Annotated in this window: 9 protein-coding genes; 1 reads left to right on the top strand and 8 read right to left on the bottom strand. The window is 61.7% G+C overall.

Translation table 11 applies throughout. The features are described from left to right. Nucleotides 1-559 precede the first annotated feature (559 nt). A complete protein-coding gene (locus VRB54_RS00760) occupies nucleotides 560-817 on the top strand; it encodes a hypothetical protein (protein WP_338481030.1) in 258 nt (85 codons plus the stop codon). Nucleotides 818-968: 151 nt separating this feature from the next. Here VRB54_RS00760 and VRB54_RS00755 read toward each other — a convergent pair whose 3' ends face one another. From VRB54_RS00755 to VRB54_RS00720, 8 genes are all read right to left on the bottom strand, one after another. Next, nucleotides 969-1,427, bottom strand: a complete 459-nt coding sequence (locus VRB54_RS00755; RefSeq protein WP_338479154.1) for a hypothetical protein — start codon at nucleotides 1,425-1,427, stop codon at nucleotides 969-971. A gap of 83 nt (nucleotides 1,428-1,510) precedes the next feature. Further along, nucleotides 1,511-9,694 carry a DUF637 domain-containing protein gene (locus VRB54_RS00750; RefSeq protein ID WP_338479153.1) on the bottom strand — a complete coding sequence of 2,728 codons (8,184 nt, stop codon included), beginning with the start codon at nucleotides 9,692-9,694 and terminating at the stop codon, nucleotides 1,511-1,513. Between the two features lie 31 nt (nucleotides 9,695-9,725). After that, nucleotides 9,726-11,444: a ShlB/FhaC/HecB family hemolysin secretion/activation protein gene (locus VRB54_RS00745; protein ID WP_338479152.1), complete on the bottom strand. Its 1,719-nt coding sequence runs from the start codon at nucleotides 11,442-11,444 to the stop codon at nucleotides 9,726-9,728. A 608-nt stretch (nucleotides 11,445-12,052) separates the two neighbouring features. Then, a complete protein-coding gene (gene pgaD / locus VRB54_RS00740) occupies nucleotides 12,053-12,529 on the bottom strand; it encodes a poly-beta-1,6-N-acetyl-D-glucosamine biosynthesis protein PgaD (RefSeq protein WP_338479151.1) in 477 nt (158 codons plus the stop codon). Nucleotide 12,530: 1 nt separating this feature from the next. Then, nucleotides 12,531-13,871: a poly-beta-1,6-N-acetyl-D-glucosamine synthase gene (gene pgaC / locus VRB54_RS00735; RefSeq protein ID WP_338479150.1), complete on the bottom strand. Its 1,341-nt coding sequence runs from the start codon at nucleotides 13,869-13,871 to the stop codon at nucleotides 12,531-12,533. A 2-nt stretch (nucleotides 13,872-13,873) separates the two neighbouring features. Further along, on the bottom strand, nucleotides 13,874-15,871 hold the full coding sequence (gene pgaB / locus VRB54_RS00730) for a poly-beta-1,6-N-acetyl-D-glucosamine N-deacetylase PgaB (RefSeq protein WP_338479149.1): 1,998 nt from the start codon (nucleotides 15,869-15,871) through the stop codon (nucleotides 13,874-13,876). A gap of 12 nt (nucleotides 15,872-15,883) precedes the next feature. Then, nucleotides 15,884-18,364, bottom strand: a complete 2,481-nt coding sequence (gene pgaA, locus VRB54_RS00725; RefSeq protein ID WP_338479148.1) for a poly-beta-1,6 N-acetyl-D-glucosamine export porin PgaA — start codon at nucleotides 18,362-18,364, stop codon at nucleotides 15,884-15,886. Nucleotides 18,365-18,788: 424 nt separating this feature from the next. After that, a complete protein-coding gene (locus VRB54_RS00720; protein WP_338479147.1) occupies nucleotides 18,789-20,285 on the bottom strand; it encodes a YdgA family protein in 1,497 nt (498 codons plus the stop codon). Nucleotides 20,286-20,435: the final 150 nt, after the last annotated feature.

Here is a 20,435-nt window from a genome sequence, read left to right as displayed (position 1 = left end):
CGGGTTAAGTGCAGGGTCGAGCGGCTGGGCACGCAATTTTTTGATTAATAACAACTTCACATCACCGTAAAGGTGAAATTCCGGTTGTTGGACGCGTTATTCCGACAAGCGGCAGCTGTATTGAGGGCAGTTTGTTTGCGGGCTGATAATTAGTTGCCATTATTTAGCCAGCAAACTGCCGTCGAGATAGATTAGTACCGGGAAGGTTGGAAAAGTTCTTGGGGGGATTGTGAAACGGGTCGCAAATAGTGGAAGTCCCGTGACGCGGCCTTTGATGCCTTGCGCGGGTTTGATCGGGCGGCTTATAGTCCTGCCGTCGCTCAACAGAGCGATGGGATTTGGCGATCCGTAAACGAGTGCAAAAACGGTCTGCGTTTTTTTTGCAGGCATTTTTGCACCCGCAAAGTCGTGTTATGGCGGCTGTGCGCGGGAGACCTTCGGGTCTGCCGGTTACTCGTTTCCGGTTCGCCAACCTGCGCACAGCTGCCACCTGACTCGTTTGGCGACGATGGGGTGATGGCTTCATACCATCAAAACGAGACTTCACATGAATAGATACATGCCTCTTACCGGCCACGACTGCACCATCCCAGCCCTGATTATCGACACCCAGGCACCGCTGGATGTACTCCACGACGCCGCCGTATACCGCATCCGCGCTGTTACCCAATTGCTGGAAAACCTGGCGTTTCGCGATCAATTGAGCAGCGATGCGGTGGTGCTGCAAGATTTTGCGCAGTTGCTGACAATTCCGCTGCGCGATGGGTGTGATGTATTGGATGTGATCAGTCGCAGGCTTAATGCGGATCCGGCCTGAGTGAAAGTCGGGCGGCCGTCGTGTCGCCCGTTTTATGCGTGGAGGGTAAAACGGTACCCAACCCATAACGAAAAACGTGGTCTGCCCCCTATCCTCGTTACCCCGATTCCCCGGTGAAAATGATCGCTCTATCTCCTTTCGATACCCTTAGCTAATCAATCTCAAACAGTGGCGCTATTTTTCTCTTAAACCTATCGTCATATTTGCCAACAATCAAATTCGCAAGTACGAAGCCTATTTTTTCAAAAATCCGCTCACTCGAAGAAACTTCACCATAGGCTGCAAAAAAAATATTTATACGATTAAGATCGATTTTAACACTATCAAGTGAAGCTCGTTTAAAACCATACCTTGCAGCGCTTTCATAATTTTCGGGCAAGCCGTAACATACAGAGTCAAAATTTTTAATCAACCCACCCTCATATCCCGGAAGTAAGTCGGGGTCAAGTTTAAACCGAGCGTCTTGAATGTCTCCCCTTTCTGACATCAGATACCGTATACCGAGCACCCCATACAAAACACGTGCACCTCTTGGAATCATAATTTCAATTGTCAAGTTATCAATATCCGACGAAGCGGACCTGAATACGCCTGAGCCAGAAACGTCCATATTGTTAGGCTCTTCGCAAAAACATGTCACACCCAGGTTACACCAGAGGCGAAACTTACCGTGCTTACCTATATTGCCAGTTATCATTTTTGCTGACTCCAAAACTTCAGCCAACTTGCATTAAAGGATCCGGGCTCAGTAGAGTTAACGGCTCTTATTACATCTGGATGATAAACACTAAACGGGGACACTTGATATTTCGAAAGCGCTCCTTGATGGGCCGCACTGTAGTCCAGCCCCGTTTTCATCATTGTAGACTCAGAAACCTCGTGAATATAAAAGCTTGCGTCCGCCCCGCTTATTGGCTTGCCTTCAGCCAGAGCACTCCGGAGTCTTGTAATCATAAGATCATTTTCCGGTACATCTCCGAACTGCTGCAGATGAGTTTCGACAATTTCCAACCCTTTACCCGAAACTTTAACCTGCCGGTCTGTCAATTTTCCAAATCCGGCGCCACCTTCTACACCATCAAGAAATGCGCCCGTACCTTTCAAGTTACTAGCTTGGGCTCCAACTTGGGGGATCCACCGTCCCGCAAACCACTCAATCGCCTTCCCACTAACCGCCCCGCCAACAGCACCTGTGACAGCGCCCAACGTTGTATCAAACGCCATCTCACCCAACTGCTCGGGTGTGGAGAAGACCAGTTTATCCTCCGCCCGGGCAACGGCCTGCGCCGGAATCGGGCCCGTAAACCAATCGACGCCATCCCTTGCCGACTGTGCGATACCTGCAGGAATTTTGTCGTAATTATGTATGAGACCGTCAAGTCCCGCCGTGAATCGCTCAGGGAAGCTAGATGCGTAATCCACAACGCTGCTACCAAAGGCCTCAGCTCGGTAACCTAGTTCATTGGCAGGCGCGTAACCCGTGAACACCAAGTCTCTTGGATCAAGGCCATTAAAGTGGCCAAGCAACGCTGCACGGTATTCGTCCTGCGTCATTCCTTCACGGTAAGCGGCCATCTGCAAAGAGCGATCATATTCAAACATCTCGAGATTTCTGGACTTATCGAGATCATCCATTTCCTTGATGATTTTCTTCTCGCACGCACCAGCTCCCGCACCGAGCGACTTGCAGCCCGCGCGTTTTTTATCAGCCTCATCAATTTCACTGTGCAGGAGCCAGTTATAGGTAGTCGCTTTCTGTGCGACCTGTGCACCTTTTTCAAGGTCACCGTCGACTGCGGCGGCGGCTACCAAACCTGTCAGCTGTGAGAGCATCAACATTACATCGTCGTTGCCCTGTGCAGCCCAAGCCAGCTGGTTAATCAGTGCTTCATTCAACCCCGCCGCCGCCGCGCCTGTTTTAAAGTCACTACCGGTCGCCTCAGCTAGCAATCCACCCATCAAGGCATGCGCAACGATTTTCTGAACACTGCCATCCGGGAACTTGATGGTGTCGCCAACCCAGTTAAAGCCAGTAGCCATCGCAACGTTGCCAGCTTCTCCCAACAACGCAGCATTGAAATTGTCGCCAAAGCTTCCCCCTTGGATAGCCGTCGATATCCCACTGGAAATGACAGCGCGGCCACCGGTGCGCAGTGCAATATCCCCAGCCGATGTCCAAGTAAAAATATCACTCGGGGAGTTAGTAACCGCCAACGTCGAGCCAGCACTCGGGCTAACACCGCTGACAGCGCCGGTACCTGCACCATCTGCACCGGCAAACCAATTGGTGTCAGCATAAGAAAGTGCGCCAGCAGTAAAACCGGCTACTGCCGCACTTTTAAGGCTGTTGGAACTGACCGTTTCCTTCAAGGCTTTGCCCAGGTTGCCCTTGTTGTTAATGGTGCTAGTGACGGCCGTGGTACTCAGGCTCGTGCTCACAGCAAGCGTCGCACCCTGCAAGCCAAAACCTACAGGCCCCATAATCGCCGCCATCATGATCGCAATCGCAATCTTGGCACCGGCGCCCAGCCCCGAGTTGTCGTACTTGAAGCTCTCGTGAATCTCTTTTACCTGGCGCCAATCAATGTCGCCACGTGCCTCAGCTTGCTTGAGCCAGGCCAAATTAGGATCAGCCTTGACCATCGCATCAACGGTCTGGCTTACGGTCTGCTGATCGACCTGTTTAACATCGATACGAATGCCTTCGGCGGCCTTAATGACAAGCTGTCCTTGGGCAACCAACTCGCTCTGACGCAAGGTTTCATCGGTGTTTCCTTTACCTTTGGCACTGAACCAGGAGAGGTCGCTTTTGCTTTTGGTGTGGCTCTCATCGTGCAGGTCCTTAACCCCTTCAAAGACGACTGCACCGCCGCTATCGAGGATGATGTCCTTACCACTGTTGAGCTTGGCGACTTGGTACAACTGATCGCCGCCACTTTTCAGAACTAGGTTGCCACCCGTCTTGATCTCGGTACCTACCTGAGTGGTACGAGTAACTTCATCCATCTGCGCCTTTTTAGCGCCCCAGCTTCCTTTCTCCTTCATGTCATACAACGTATGCGTGCTGTCCTGCGCCGCCAACAAACTCAACTTATCCCCGCTATACAGATAAGCCTCATTCCCCGCACTGATCTTGCTCGCAACAATCGTCGTGTCACGCCCGGCCTGGCTGACAAAATCCCCACCCGCCGTCAGTACGCTTGCCACTTGGGTGGTCTGGTCGTCCGAGGTCTTGATGCGTTTCTTGCCGTGTTTCTCCTTGCCTTCGACGTTGTGCATGTCGCTGACCGACGCGACGTTGAAGTCGCGTCCGGCTTCGACCGTGAGGTCTTTGCCGGCGGTGGCGCTGCTGCCGATGACGTTGACGTCCTGCCCCGCCTTCATCGTCAGATTGCCGCCCGCCGTAACGCTGGCGGCGAGGTTTTTGACGTCGGTGGTGATGCTGGATTTTTCGCCGCCGTCACGAATCTCGTGTTTGACGCTGGTGTCGCTGGCGGCGATCAGGTTGAGGTCGCGGCCGGCGCGCAGGGTGGCGTCGTTGCCGGCGACCAGTGCGCCTCGGTTGGTGAGGTCGCGGCCGGCGTCCATGGCGAGATTTTCGCGGGCGACGATGGTGCCGGCGCTGGTGTCGGTGAGGGTGCGCATGCCGGCGCCGTCACGCACCTGGATGGCGGTGGTGTCGTTGGTGATGTCGCCTTTGAGGGCGGCGAGGCTGACTTGTTTGCCTCGAATTTCGCCGGCCATGGCGTTGCGGATGCTGTCGTCGGCCAGCAGGCTCAGGTTGTTGCCGGCTTCCACGAGGCCGCCGGTGTAAAGGCTGCCGCCACGGCTGGCGGCGGTGAGGTTGTTGCTGGCGCGCAGGGTGCCGACGTTGATGAGGTCGCCGCCGGTGACCAGGTTGAGGTCGCGGCCCTGGATCAGGCTGTTGCCGCGCACATTGCGCGATTCGGCCTGGGCCAGGTAAAGCACGGGCACGAGGACGGTCTGGCCGTCGATCACGCGGTTTTCCATCCACACGATGTCGTGGGTCAGGGCACCGACTTGCTGGCTGGTGAGGGTGACGCCCAGGCTCAGGCGCAGGGCGTCCTTGCTGGCCAGCGCGTTGTCCATCAGGTAGCGGAACTGGTCGGCGTCGCTGTAGAGGCCGCCGGCGAGGAAGCGTTGGCCGGTTTGCGCGAGCACGGCGTCGCGGATCAGGCGGGTTTCGTACTGGCCGTCACCGAGGCGGCGCCAGGCGTTGTCGCCGGTGAAGCCGAGTTTGCCGAGCATGTAGTCGGAGCTGAAGAAGCCCGACAGCGAGGTGAACTCGGGGTTGGTCTCGATCAGATAACGGCTGGTCGGGTCGGGATTTTTGACGAACAGGCCGTATTCGCCCTTGGGCAGCTGGAAGTTCGGCGCGGTGGTGGGGTCGACCGGGGCGAAGGCGGTGCCGGTGTAGTCCACGGGCACGAAGCCGCCGCCGGGGGCGACGGCAGCCACTGGCAATACGCTGCCGGCTGCCTGGGCACTTGGGTCGTTGGCGTGTTTGCTCAGGTTGATGTTGATGCCACCGACCGGGATGCCGGTCTGGTCATCGCCCAGGCGTCCGGTGAGTTGGGCCAGGGTGTTGTCGTGCAGCGTGCCGTTTTGTAGGGTGCGGGTGACATTGAGGTTGACGGTGCCGCCAGCTTGCAGGGTGGCGTCGTAGCCGGGGCCGCCGTTGTCGGTCCAGGTGGTGACGTCGCTTATGTGCTCGAAAGGATAGCTATTGGGTGAGCGGTTTTTCAGCTCTTCGAAGCGCGCCTTATCGAAATGCCCAGCCGCCGTGGCCGCATTGAAAGCGGGAACGTCGATATGTTGCATGCTTTCAAACAAATCGTCGGAAATGCGACCTGGCGTGATGACGACGATCTTGCGCTGCCCTGTGCGCGTGGCGGCGCCCTGGTTGAGCAAATCACCGGCGGTGATACTCAGGTCGCCATTGGCAGCCATCAGGCTGTAGCGGTTCTGCACATTGTCGCCTTGCAGCAGCATGTTTTTGCCAGCCACCAGGCGCGCCGCCACCGAATCTTTGGTCGCCGCCTCAAGGTACGTCTCGTAGATGGTGATCAGGCCTTTTTCCCAGCTGTCTTTCTCACCGCAGTGCTGGCCACAGACCCAACTCAAGCTGCCTGTGGTCAGCGTCTGCCCGAGTTCGAACTCATCTTTGGCGTTTTCGATAAAGCCTGCATTGATGCCGATCGAGCCTTCGCTTTCCACGGTGCCGGAGCGGTTGCTGAACAGCACGGCACGCCCGCCATCCTGTGCGGCGAAGCTCAAGTTGCCCTTGCTGTAGACATCGCCATAGAGGTTGCTGAAACCATTGCTGCGCAGGGTCATGTCGCCGCCGCTGAACAACAGCGAATCTGCAGCGTTGGTGATGCCGTTGACGGCAGTGAGGTTCAGCGCACCCTGGGCACCGAGGGAGCCACGGTTGTTGATCTGTGCAGCGGCGATATCCAGCTGCTGGCGGGCGGTGAGGAAGCCGAGGTTGTCCAGGGTGCCGCTCAGGTTGAGCCGCGTATTGACGGCCGCCAGACGCCCGCCGTTCTGGCTGAGGTTATTGGCCGTCACCGTCAGGTTTTGCAGGGCCGAGACGCGGCCGCTGTTGGTGATGTCGCCGCCGGTGGTGATGCTCAGGTCACCGTCGCTGAGCAGTTCGCCGCCGTTGTCCAGGCTGGCTACGTCAAGCACCAGGCCCTTGCCGCTGGCCAAGCGGTCGCCTGCCTTGAGGGCCAGGCCCTGAGCGCTTTTGTAGGTAAGCGCTTCGTTGAGCTGCACGCTGCCCAGGCCGTCGACCTTGCCGAAGGCCCAACCGGCGGTGCCCATGCCGTTGATGCGGCCCAGGCTGCCGCTGAGGCTGGCGGTGTTGAGGTGGAACAGGCCCAGGCCCGCATGCTGCACCTGGCCGGACTGGTTGTTCAGGCTGGCGGCGTCGAGGCTGAAGGCGGTGCTGCCGAATTCGAGGACGCCGTTCTGGTTGTTGACCGCGCCGCTTAGGTTGAGGCTGCTGCTCGCCCCGCCCAGTGCGCGCAGTTGGCCGCCGGCGCTGTTGTCGAGGTTGCCGCCGCTGAGGGTCAGGCCCTGGTTGGCTTCGATCAGGCCGCCACGGTTGGTCAGGGTGTCGCGTGAGGTCAGGGCGATCCGGTTGCCGCTGATCTGGCCGTTGCCACTGTTGTCGAGGGTGGCGCCACTGACGGTCAGTTGCTCTTTGCCAAACAGTTTGCCGCCGGTGTTGACCAGCGCCTGGACCGTCAATTGCAGGTCGCCCACCAGACTCGCCATCAGGCCGTCGCCGCTGTTATCGACCTTGGCGGCGGTCACGTTGAGCGTGTCGCCTTGCACCGTGCCGCCCTGGTTGTCGAGGGTTGCGGTGTTCAGTTCCGTCAGGGCGCCGCCGCTGAGGATCAGGCCTTTGCGGTTGCTCACGTCCTGGCCGTTGTAGCTCAGGCCCTGGTTGCCGGCCAGCAGTTGGCCGGCGTCGTTGTTCAGGTGCTGGGCGGCGATGTCCAGGCGCTTGCCGCGCAGGGTGCCGGCGTTGTTGTTGAGGGTGGTGAGTTGCTTGACCAGCACGCTGCGCTCGCCGGCATCGATGACGCCGTCGACGTTGGTCAACAGGTCGCTGACATTGAAGGTGATATCGCCGCCATTGCTGACCAACGCGCCCTTGCTGCTGTTGTTGAAGGTTTGAGAGGTCACCTCGACGCTGTTGCCGAGCAGGATGCCGGCGCTGTTGTCCAGACGCTCGCCTTGCAGCTGCAGCAGGCCTTCGCTCTGGATGCGGCCCTGGGCGTTGAGCAACTGGCCCGGGCCCTTGAGCAGCAGGCTCACGCCCTGGGCGCCACCAGCAAGGAGGCCGGCCGCGCGGTTGTCGAGGCCCGAGGCGCGCACGTCGAGTTGGTCACCCAGCACGCGGCCGGCACGGTTGTCGATCTGCCCGCCACTCACATTCAGCAGCAGTTGCTTGCCGGTGATCACGCCGCTCTGGTTGTCCAGGTTCGCGGCGCCCAGTTGCACGTTGCCCTGCCCGGCCTGCAAGCGGCCCTGGGCGTTGTTGAGCTGTTGCGCGACGGCGAGGGTGAGCGTGCCGGTGTTGGCGCTCAACACGCCATCGGCGTTGCTGCTGAGCGTGCCGGCGGTGAGGTTGAGGTCGGTGGCGGCCTGGGCAAAACCCTGGCTGTTGTTGAAGGCGTTGGTGGCGTTGAGGTTGAGCACGCCGCTGTCGGCTTGCAGCAGGCCCTTGAGGCTGTTGTCGATGTTGCCGGCGTTTACCGTCAGCGCGTTGCCCAGCAGCACGCCGTTCTGGTTGTTCAGATTGCCTGCGTTCACCGTCACCTGGCTGGCGACGATTTGCCCGCCGCTGTTGTTCAGCTCGGTGCTGTTGAGCGCCAGGCTGCCGCCGGACATTTCGATGCGGCCCTGGCGGTTGTCCAGGTTTGCGCTGGTGAGCGTGGCGGCCTGGCCGTCACCAAAGCGGATCAAACCGCCAAGGTTGACGATGGCCGGCGTGTCGACCACCAGCGCCTGCTCGCCGAACAGACGCGCGGTGGCGCCCTGGTTGCTGACGCTGGCGCTGCTGACGTTGACCGTTTTGGCCTGGATGATTGCGCCCTGGTTGGTCAGCGCCTGCGCGGCGGTGATCGCCAGTGCACGGCTGGCCAGGAGGTTGCCGCTGGTGTTGACGGTCTGCGCATTGATCGTCAGATCGCCGCTGCTGTTGCGGCTGTTGTCGGGGGCGACGCCGGCTTCGATGATGCCGGCGTTGGTGAGGTTGGCCGCCGTGAGGTCGATGCGCTGGCCGGCGGCGATGCTCTTGCGGTTGACCAGGGCCTGGGCGCTGCTCACCTGCACGTTGCCGGTGGCGTAGACCTTGTCGGTGAGGTCGACCGACTGCGCGGTGACCTTGACGTTACCGGTGGCGGTCGCCTGCGCCATGCTCAGTCGGCCGTTGGCGTCCAATTGGATGTCGCCGCCGCTGGCGGCCAGGGTGCCGTCGAGCTTCACGCCCACGCCGGCTTCGGTGCCCACCAGTTTGATTGCACCGGCGTACATGCCGCCCAGGGCCGATGAGTCGATGGCCAACTCGGGCTTGGCGCTGCCGTCGTCGGCGCGCGGGGTGGCGTTCAGGGTGTTGGCGTCGACGTCGTTGCGCCCGGCAATCACGTTCAGCTCACGCGCGTTGATCTGCGCGTTGATTTTTGCCGTACGGGTGATGATTTCGAAGCGGTCGACGTTGCTCGCGTTGAGGCCTTCACCGTCGATGGTCACGGCGCCGCCGTCGACCTGATAGCGCTGCAGTTGACCGTTTGCGTCGAGCACCGGCTTGCCGGTGGTGAGGGTCACGTTGGGCGTGTTGATAAAGCCGCAGCCGCTGCAGGTAACGCCGTAAGGGTTGGCCACGATGACCTTGGCCGATTGCCCCGCCACTTCGGTGTACCCGCGCAACTGGCTGGGGCTGCCGCCGTTGACTTCGTTGAGGATGACGCTGGCCGCGCCGCTCTTGAGGTTCGGGTTGCCGACGATAAAGCCGCCCAATTGGGTGTTGGTCACCGCGCCATTGGCGTTGTTGAGGATTACGCCGTTGGGACCGACGTTGTAGTCGCTGTACTGGTTATGGGACAAGCCTGCGCCATTGGGCGTGGCGATGTTCACCACGGGCACGCCATTGCCCGCCTGGCCGACCGTGGTGCCGGGTGCGCTCACCACGATGCCTTCGGCCTGGGCCAGCAGCGGCTGCCAGAACAGCGCGTTGGCCAGGATCAGTGCCAGCCCGCGCTTGGGCAGGCCGAAGAACGCGTTTCGCGGCTTCAGGGCAGCAGAAGGTTGGCGGGTCAGGAAGGCAAATTGGCGAACATCCATTTCAAAATTCTCGTTGCTGCGGGGCGTTGAATTACAGGAAGAAATCCAGGCGGAAGTAGATCGGCGCTTCGCGCTCGGTGACTACTCCGGGTCTTTCCAGCGAGTGGGCAAAGGTCACGCTGGTGCTGACGTTTTTGCCTCGGGCGAACAGCTCCAGGGAGTTGCTGGACACCCGGCCGTGGACGTCGCCGTTGTAGCGGTCGTTGGTGATCACGCCCTGGTCGTAGCCGACGCTGGCGCCGTATTCGGCAAAAGCCGGGCGCATCCAGTCGAGGGTCACGGGGCGCGCCCAGCGCACTTCGTTGCGCCAGTAGCCGCCGCTGTCGCCGGTCAGCAGTTGGTCCTTGAAGCCGCGCACCGAGGCCGAGCCGCCGAGGCTCATGCGTTGCGGCGAGAACAGGATGTCTTCGCTGCGTTGGCCGGTGGCCAGGCTGCTGAAGCTGAACGACTCGCCCCACAGGCTGAACGGTTGCAGGTAGCTGACGGTGGCGGTGTATTTGCGGTAGCGCGAATTGGGCTGGCGCCGGCCAAGCGGGTCGCGTTCGTCCTGGGACTGGGCGTCGAACAGGCCGATGCCGTTTTGCATGCCCAGGTCCAGGTTGACGAACGCGGTGCCGATGCGCCGCCCATGGTTGATGCCCAGTTGCAGTTCGCTGAGGCGGTTGCTGCTGGGCGCGGTGCGCACGTCGAGGATGTAGTTGTTGGTGCGCAGGTGCGCCAGGCCGACGTTGACCGAGGTCTTGCTCACGTCATCGCGGTGGATCACTCGCTCGGCGCGCAGTTGGTGGTTCTGGTTGTCGCCGTCCTGCTTGAACTTGAAGTTGTTGGTGACGCCGAAGGTGCGGTAGTCGCTCTCGCTGTAGGTGTAGCTGAAATTCCACCAGCCCCACGGCACGTTGTAGTAGAGCATGGTGTTCTTCGAGGTTTTCTGGTGGTCGCTCACCGCGTCGTGGCCGCCGCGCAGAATCAGTTGGTCGGCCAGGCCCAGCGGGCTGTCCCACTCAAGGCCGGCGCCCCATTGCTGCTCGCCGGTGCTCTTCTGGCCGTCGTTGTTACGCGACAGGCTGGCGCGCCAGGGCTTTTGCGGGGTGTTCTTGACCACCACGTCGCTGCCGCCGATCTGCTGGCCGGGGGTCAGTTCCATTTGCGCCTGTTTGGACGGCAGGCGGTTGAGCTGGTCCACCAGTTGCTCGACTTCGCGCAGGTTCAGCGGCTCGCCGACTTTGCCGGGAAAGGCCATGGCCAGCTCGCGGTCGGTCACCGTGCTGCCTTCGGCACTTTTGAGGGCTTCGAGTTTGCCTTCGACCACCAGCACCTGCAGGTGGCCGCTGGAGAGATCCTGTTGCGGCAGGTAGGCGCGGCTGGTGACACGGCCTTTGGCGATGTAGTAGTCGGTGATGACCTTGAGCAGTTCATTAAGCTGCGACACGCCCAGGCATTGGCCCAGGTAGGGCTTGAGCAGCATGGCGCGATCGCCAGCGGGCAGGCTGTCGGCGCCTTTGAGTTCGATGTCCTGGATTGGAAAGCAGCGGCTGTCGGCGGGCGCGGCCGGGGCATCAGGCTTGGCCTCTTTGCCGGGCAGGTCCTTGAGTTCCTGCAGGCGCCGCTGCTGTTCTTCGAGCAGGCGGTTCTGACGATCGCGGATCAGGTCCTGATCCCCAGGCGTGGGGGCGGCGAACGCGCTGTTCTGGCTCACACAAGTGAGCAGGAGGGTGCACAGCAACAACCGAATCCGTGGCGATAAGGACATGTTCGATCCATCGAAAATCAAGGGTCGGCAAACTACCATCGAAGCCGCGTCAATCCAATGAATGGGATTTGACGGCACGCGGCACCGGCAGAGTTGCAACATCTTGATAAATAAAAATAAAAAACAATAAAAAGCGTAATCGTGCCGTGACTGAAACGATTATTCCGACAGACGGATACGCTTTTGATTATGAATCGGCTGATAACCAATCAATGCTATTAAATAGCCATTAGGAAATTGCCGAGCTAGGGCTTAGTACCGAAGGATGCCGATAAGTTCGCGAGGGGAGTGTGAATTGGATCGCATAAATGGCAATTGCAGAGGTAATTCAGCTGTGCAGATTACTGTGGGAGGGCTTTTTGTGGCGAACGGGCTTGCCCCGCATTGGGGTGCGAAGCGCCGCCAATCCAGCAAAACGCGGTGTACCTGATACGGCTCGGCGCCTGGTTTTGGGGCTGCGGCGCAGCCCAACGCAGGACAAGCCTGCTCGCCACAGGGAATCTGCGCTTAACTGAACGGCATTAGGGCTTGCCACAACAGCCCGCTCGGCTATGGCTGTGGAGCAAGTCCCTTCCATATTTGGATCTTCGTGGCCGGATGGGCGCCGTCTACGTTCGGAATTTTTCCTGCCCCGGCACCAGCGTCAGCGGCGCGCGCTCCACGTCACGGGAGACGTGGGATTTCACTTCGCCCACACCGCCCTCTTCGTCGTTGTGAATCACCAGCACGCCCGGCCTGCGCAGTTGCTCGAGGTCGCCCTCGGCCAGATTGAAGCTTTCACTCAAATGCTGGTCGCTCAGCGCATTGGCCTGGGCGCGGCGCTGGGCGAACTTGCGGCCCTTGCGTTGCTGGTAACGCGCCCAACTGACCAGGATCAACGCGTTGAGCACGGCGATCCACAGGTAGATCTGCAGGGTATTGAGCGCGGCGAAGATCGGCGCTTCGATGCGCGGCCCGCCATGGGTTTCCAGCATGGCGCCGATGCCGCGCGCCAGCAGCCAGACCAGGCCGCCCCACGCAAGCAGGGTCAGTGCCACATCGATGAGCCACATCACGGCATGTTGGCGAGTTCTGACAAGTTTCATGTCACGCCTCCTTTTCGATTGGTTTGATGCCACGGTCCGGGCTCACCCAGCGCGCGCGTTTCTGGTGCTGGTTGAACAGCACCTTGGGAAAGCTGACCAGCGTGGTAAACAGGCTGACCAGCCAGAACACCATCGGGTACCACACGGTCCAGAACAGGGTTTTCCACAGGTCCTTCTCGTAACGCCGGTCGATCAGGATGCTCACGGCGAACTGCATCAGGCACACCATCGCCAGCACCAGCCCGGTAAACGCCGGCGGCATCAGGGAGTCGACCGCGATGGCCTGGGGCAGCGGGATGAATTTGCCCACACCCCAGAAGATCACCGAGAGCATGAAGGTGAAGGCCCAACCGGTGGACAGGCAGTATTCGAACAGCAGCGGCCACAGGTAGCGATGGCGCCATTGCCAGATGCCACGAATGTTCTTGAACAGCACTTCGGCGCCGCCCTGGGCCCAGCGCAGGCGCTGCTTCCACAGGCCGCCGACGGTCTCGGGCATCAGAATCCAGCACAGTGCGCGTGGCTCGTAGAAGATCGCCCAGTGATCGAGTTGCAGCTTCCAGCTGACGTCGATGTCCTCGGTGATCATGTCGGTGCTCCAGTAATCGATGCGGTCCAGCGCCTTCTTGCGAAACGCTACCACCACCCCCGACACCGTGAAGATCCGGCCGAACACCCGCTGGGTGCGCTTGATCAAGCCGATGATCGACGAGAACTCGCCCACCTGCACGCGGCCGATCAGGGTCGAGCGGGTGCGGATGCGCGGGTTGCCGGTGACGGCGCCCAGGCGCGGGTTGTCGAGCATCGGCGCGACCAGGTAGGCCGCCGCGTTTTTGTCAAGCAGCGCATCACCGTCGATGCACACCAGGTATTCGCTGCGCGCAGCCACCGCGCCCATGCGCAGGGCCACAGCTTTGCCCTGGTTCTGCGCCAGGTGCAGCACGCGCAAGCGGGGGTGTTGCAGGGCCAGCGCGTCGAGCAAGGCGGCGGTGTTGTCCTTGGAACCGTCGTTGACCGCGATCACTTCGACGTTCGGGTACAACTGGTCCAGCGCGGCATGAATGGTCTCGGTGACGTTATCGCCCTCGTTGTAGCAAGGGATGATGATCGAGATCAGCGGGTTACCGGCCAGGGTCGGTGCGGGGGTGTCTTCTTCCCATGGCCAGTGGCGCTCCCAGTGCAGCCAGAAGTACAGGCCGCCGGCGATCCACAGCGCCGACATGAACAGCGGGTAAAAGAACACGAAGTCCATCAGGAACTGCCCGGTGACCAGGAAGATCAGGCCCAGGGGCACGCCCAGCACCAGCGCCAGCACGAATAAAGCCAGGATTCTGTCGAACATGGTCAAGGGTTCCATTGGTTGGAAAGGGCCGGACGTACCGTCTTCAGGTCCGGGGAATTTTCCAGAAAGTTGTCCGGGTAGTAGCCGAAGCTGGTGACGCCCTGGCGCTTGAGCACGCCCATCCATTGCGCCATCTGTGCGCCGTCGATATCCGGCGCGACCTGGGTGCGCCAGTCTTTGGCCTGCAGCTCGAACACGGTGCGTTCAAGCGCACCCGGACGGGCCTTGACGGTGGCCACCAGTTTCTCCAGCCAGGCATTGGATTGCTTCAGCGTCTGGCCTTCCATCAACGGCATGGCCATGGGTGCGGTCCAGTCGTAGGCCTGAAGGAAGTCGTCAAGGTTCTGCGCGAACCACGCTTCGCTGTCGGGGTTGAGCATCGGCTCGGCGAAGATATTGCGCGCGGTCTGCACCTGCGGGCCGCCGATGGCGCGCACCCTGGCGGTCAATTCATTGGTGAAGTCGATCAGGTAGCGGCTCTTGAAGCGGGTCCAGCGCTGCATCACGGCCGGGTCGGCACGCAACGCGGCGATGTTGCCGGGCAAGCCGTTGGCGGCGTAGACCTTGAGCGCGGCGGGACTGGCGTCTTCGAAATCCGTCAGCACCGCGTCGTCGTGGTAGAGCACGCCGTCGATGGCACTGTTGCGCGCCAGGTCCTCGTAGATTTCACCGATGAGCCTGCGCACCTGCGGGTCGAACGGCGACAGGCGTTTGTATTGATCGGCGTCCGTGGCCACCTGGCCGGTGTGCGGGTCCCACCGCGTAACGCGCGGCAGTTTGGGGTCGAGGGCGAAACTCAGCACCGGCATCCACGCATACACAGCGGCATGGGCGCGGGTGCGCAGTTGCCAGGCGACGCGGTTGAACAGGTCGGCGCGCACCGGCAGGTGGCGGTTGGGAAAGTACAGCGAGTGCACCAGGCCGTCGCCCTTGGGGTCGGCGAAGGCTTGCAGGAACACGGTGCCTGCGCCCATGTCCACCACGCGCTGCACCAACTGGTCGAGGTTACGCGCCTGCTGGGCCGGGTCCGGGTCGTAGACGTTGTCCAGGTCCACATGCAGCACGCGCATCGGCGCCTTGGCCTGCACGGCGACAATGCTGTTGGCGAAGTGCTCGCCGTCCGGGTCGGAGGCCACCAGAAAACGCGGGCTGTCCATCAGGTTGCCCAGGCTGTCGAGGCCGTCTTCCAGGGTCAGGGCCATCTGGTAGCCCTGCTCGCCGACCACCGCCAGGGACGTGCCCTTGGCCGCGCCATAAGGCCATACCCACACCCGTGGTGCCTTGCCCGTCACGCTGCGGATTTTCTGGCTAATGGCCGCGACGTCAGCCCGCATCCGTGCCTGAAACTGGGCATCGGTTTCGTAGCGGCCGGTCGCCGGGTCGTAGCGCATCGACGTCGCCGCCGGTTCCAGGTTGCCCTGGGGGTTGGCCAGGATGCCTTTGTGGTTGTTGTCGGTGTGCGCGGCGATTTCCACCAGGCCCGACTGGGACACTTCGCGGATCTGCCGCCAGGTGAGGAATTCGCCCCGCGGTCGTGGCGCGCCGGCAAAGTCCACCGGCTTGTCGAGTGGCGTATCGATCCAGTAGCCCACCGGCGCCAGCAACGCCGGCCAATGGTAAGCGCGCAGAATCGGCATCACCCGGGTGTAGAAGCTGGCGTAACCATCGTCGAAGCTGAGCATGATGGCTTTGGGCGGCAAGGCCGGCCCGCCACGGCGCGCGGCCAGAATCTGGTCGACGCTGACGGCCTGGTAGCCATTCTCGCGCAGCCAGGCCAGTTGCTCGATCAGGCGCTCGGTGCGCACCGCCACCACGGTCTGGTCGGGATCGCGGTCACTGATGTCGTGGTAGGCGATGCCCAGGAAATGGTTTTTCGGCCACGGCGCTTCGTTGGCCGGTGTCGGCCGCTCGGCGGGTGGAGTGAATGGCGCGGGTTGCTGGGCGCAGGCACTGGCCAGCACTACACCCAGGACCAACAAGCAACGGCTGAGGACGGTCATGGTCGGGCTCTTTTAGAAACGGTAGGTAAGGTCGACGAGCAGGCGCAGATCGCGTTCGCGATCACCGTCGTAGGGGCGGCTGATCAGGCTCAGGTTGGCGCCGACGTCCAGCACGTCGTTCCAGCGAAAGCGTTGGCCGTAGCCGACCAGCCCCACCCCGCCGGTGGAGTAATCGCGCTGGCTGTAGGTGCCTGCACCGATCTGGAACTGCTGGCTCCACTGCGTCTCGTAGCGGTGATAGAGCACATGGTTGATGTTGAGCACGGGCAGCACCGTGAGGTCGGACCGGGGGTTGAAATACACCACATCCTGCTTGCTGTTGCGGCTGGCGCCGACTTCCAGGCCCAGGTCCACTTGCACATGCGGCGCGCTGTAGAGGCCCTGACGGCCGCTGAGCAAGGCTTCGAAACGGTCGTTGCCATCGCTGAAATGGGACGGGCTGAGGGTCAGTTTCCACTCGCGGCTTTCATTGGCGCGCCAGCGGATAAAACCACTGCCGCCGTTGGCCGTGACCCCGTCGTTGAGTGCGCGCAGCGGCGTGGTGCTGAGCAGGTAGCCGAGGCTGCCGCCGTATTGCCAGTTGTCGTTGATATCGCGCGCAATCGACACGGCGGCGCCTTGCTTGGCGCCATCGCCATAGGAATGGTTGGACACCTCGGCCTCGATGGTCATGTCGCGGGTGCGCCGCTCCACGCCCACGCGCTGCCAGCGGTGCTGGCCGGTGCCTTCGGTGAAGTCTGCGGTGGCATAACCGGCGCCGGCGAACAGGCGCCAGTCTTCGTCGATGGGCGGCGTGTAGATCACGCTTTCGATGCCCCAGTCGCGGCTGCCGGTGGCGGCGCCGGCTTCTTCATTGGGACCACCGCCGAAGCTTTTGCCGGTGTAGGCCTCCACGCGCAGTTCGGCCATGTCGTGCACGTCCCGCAGGCGACTGAGGCGCTGCACCTGACGGTTGTCCGGGTTGCGCGCGAGCACATCGTCGGTGAGCACATCGAGCTGGCGCCACTCCTGCAGGTCCATCGCGGTGTAGGCCTGGGACACTTCCAGGCCGATGTCGCGCGGGGCCTGGGCCTCGGTTTCCTTGAGCACGCTTTCGGCGCGCCGAGGCAAATCACGGGCACGGTACATGTCGGCCTGGGCAAGGCGCAGGCCGACGTTGCCGGGGGCCTTGGCCACCAGGGCCTCCAGGCCGCTTTCGCTGCCCGGCAGGTCGCCGCCGTACGTGCCGGCCTGGGCGGAGAGTTGCTGCGCGTCCATCCAGTTGTCGTTGGGGTTGCCGATGGGCAGGCCCTTGAGTTCGACCCGTGGTTGCTGTTCGTTGGCCAATTGCGCGGCGACGTCGCGCGCCTGCTGCACCTGGTCACTTTCCAGCAAGGCATAGAACAGCGCGGTGCTGTCGTCGACGCGGTAACTGGCGTCGGCATCCGGCGCACTCAGTACCTGGCGATACAGGGTCTGGGCGCGTTCCGGCTGGCGTTGTTCGAGATAGGCACCGGCCACCCAGCGCAGGGCATAGGTGGGCAATTGCACGCCTTCAGCGGTAAGCGTTTCGTACTCGCGCACCACTTCGGCGGTGCGTGCGCGGGCCTTGAGCGCACCCAGGCGGTCGATGCGCCAGCGCACCACGTCTTCGTGGGCGCTGGCGTCCGGGGCCCAGCGGGTGATCAATCGGTCGTAGTCCTGCAGCGCGCGGTCGGCCACCACGTAGCGCTCTTTCTCGGAGCGCGTGGCGTACTCGGCCAGGCGCACGCGCTCGGCGGCGAGGTCGCCTTCGAGGCGGCGCTGGGTGACCGCGTCAACCAGGCCAGGACGCTGGGCCGACAGGCGCAACGCAGCCTCTGGCAGGCGCGCCTGTTGCAGGGCGATGAGGTATTCGCGGGCGACTTCAGGTTTGTCGCCGGCGCGGGTGAAGGCCTGGTCGAATTCGAACAGGGCGTCGTAGTTCAGACCGGCGCGGGCCAGCGCGTAGCCCAGGGCCATGCGCCGGTTCGGATCTTCAGGCTTGGCCGCCACCAGCGCGCGGGTGCGTTGCACGGCTTCGGTGGCTTTGCCGCCGTCGGCCTGGGTGAGGGCCAGGCCCAGTTGCAGGTCGATGTTGTTCGGCTCGCGCAGCAAGGCTTGGCGATACACCGCCTCGGCCTGGGCCCACTGCTTCTGGTTGCGGTAGGTACGCGCCACCGTGGCAAGTGCCTGGGTACTGAGGTTGCGATTTTTGCCCTGGGCTTCGTACACCTTGAGCACTTCGGCATCCTGGCCGGCCCACCCGGCGATGATCAGGTGATCGCTGACCTGCCCGGGCGTCTGGCGTTCGGCGGACAACTGGCGCAGTTGGGTCAGGGCGGGGATAAAGTTGCCATTGCGCGCCTGGATGATCAGCGCGTCATAGGCCGGGTCGGCCGAGGCAAAGGCGGGCATCAGTAATTGGCTGCACAAGGCGACCCCGATCAGCAGACGCAACCGGCCTGAGGCACTGAGTGGTAGGTTTCGCAACATATCGTGAGCTTCCTTACACACGGAAAGCGTAACGATAGGTGTCCTGAGCGAAGCGCTTCAGGGTGCGGCGTCCACTGACGCGGCCTAGCTTTCCTGGGCGAACTATCGCTCAGGGAAGCGAGGTGGAGGCCAAATCAGAACAATTGTTCAGAATTGGGCTCCGTCGGGCCGCAAACTGGAGCCTCTGTGGCGAGCGGGCTTATTGTGGCGAGCGGGCTTGCCCCGCGTTGGGGTGCGAAGCGCCCCCAATCAAGAAAAACGCGTTCTACCTGATACTGCGCAGAGGATGGTTTTGGGGCTGCTGCGCAGCCCAACGCGGGGCAAGCCCGCTCGCCACAGGAATGTGATTGCCTGAAACAGCTCACGCGCAGCCAAGACTTTAAGAGGGGCTTGCCCCCTCCCACATGTCTAGCTGCGTTGACCCTTAGTGGGCGCGGCTGACTGCGCCGACTTTGCCCATCACGAAGCCGATGAATTGCTCGACGGTCATCTTCTGGCCGTTGAACATCACCTCGTTGTTGGCGTAATGCAGCTTGGTCACCACGTCAGTCCCCACCAGCGTCGCCAGTTGAGTGCCCACCGCGACACCGCTGACCGTACGGACCATATCCTGCGATTGCTGCTCGATGACTTTAGGATCGGTCACGCCATCGAGTTGCGACATCACGACGCCGACATCACCGATCATCGGCTTGGACAGGGTGAGATTGAGGTCCAGCAGCGACACCATCTGCTTGCCCAGTTCAACCGGCGGCAGTTCCATGCTGGCGGGTTTGGCCAGGTCCAGCACGAGGTTGAACTTGCTTTCGCCGTGGGTGGTTTTCAGCGACAGGTTCTCTACCGCCACTTGCGGCTTGGCGGCCAGCAGTTGGTTGACGTTGGCCTCGGCCAGGGTCTGTTCGGCTTCAGTCAGTTGCAGTTCCGGCGCCGGCTCGCCCGCAGCGGCGGCAGCTTGCACGGGTTGCATTTTTTCCTGATAGAGCTTGGTGAGCACCACCATCGACGGGATGTCGACATCCTTCATGCTCACGGCCATGGCGGCCGAACCCACGGGCTTGCCCTGGTAACCGATCTCGTCGATCTTGTAGTCGACACGGCCGGCCAGGTTGTTGTCCTTGATGTTGCTGGAGTCTTTTTGCTCAAAGCCCTTGAGGGTCAGCACGCTTTGCTGCGGGCCAAAGGTGAACTTGGCGTCGGTCAGCTCCACGGTGTTTTGCCCGGTGTAGAAGTCGAAGGTGGACTTCTCCAGGTTGCTGGCCACAGTGAGGCCGGCCAGGTCCGCTGCGAGCGGCGTGCCGTTGGCGTCCACTGCCGCCACCTTGAGGCTGTTCATGTAGCCGTCGAGCTTGACCTTCTTGCCTTCGGCGGTGCTGTCGAAGTTGAGGTTGAGGCCGGAGAAGCTCGCCGACGACTTGTCGTCCTTGAACTCCAGGGGCAGCAGTTCGACGTTGCCGTTGACCGAGCGGGTGTAGCCGATATTGGTCACGCCTTTGAGCGGCGACACGTCCTTGGCGGCGGCGAACCATTTTTCGCTGGTGGGGTTCTTTTCCAGCTCAAAGTGACTGGTGGCCATCACCGGCAGCCATTTGAGCGTGACCAGGCGCGAGAACGGCAACGGGCCGTGTTCGATATGGTCGACGAACAGCAACTCGGGGTTGGGGTTGTCTTCACCGAAGACCGCGCCCTGCGCCTTGAGGCGGTAGTGGGCGGTGCTGCTGAACACGCCGCGGTCGAGGGAGACCAGCTCCAGGGAGACCTTGCCATCGACGCCGGCCATGGAGGTCTGCAGTTCCTTGTTGGCGTTCTGGATTGCGGTTTGCAGCACCGGCTCCAGTTGCTTACCGGTGTACCAGGCGCCGCCTGCACTGACGACGCCAACGGCGACCACAAAACCCAAAAGAACGACTGCTGGCTTATTCATGAAGTGACCTGATCAAATCCTGTGAGAAGTGGGCTGTCTTCCTTGAACCCTGTAGGGGTTGGCTCAAGCCCGCCGAAAACGGGGGAAGATTAGCACTGGCGGCCACGAACGGCCCAGCCTTTCAGAGGGGCTTGGCCAGCGGGAGTTCAC

This window comes from Pseudomonas trivialis, from assembly GCF_036864995.1.
GTDB lineage: Bacteria > Pseudomonadota > Gammaproteobacteria > Pseudomonadales > Pseudomonadaceae > Aquipseudomonas > Aquipseudomonas trivialis.
The sequence above is the reverse complement of the archived record's forward strand: the minus strand, read 5'-3'. Positions and strand labels throughout refer to the sequence as shown.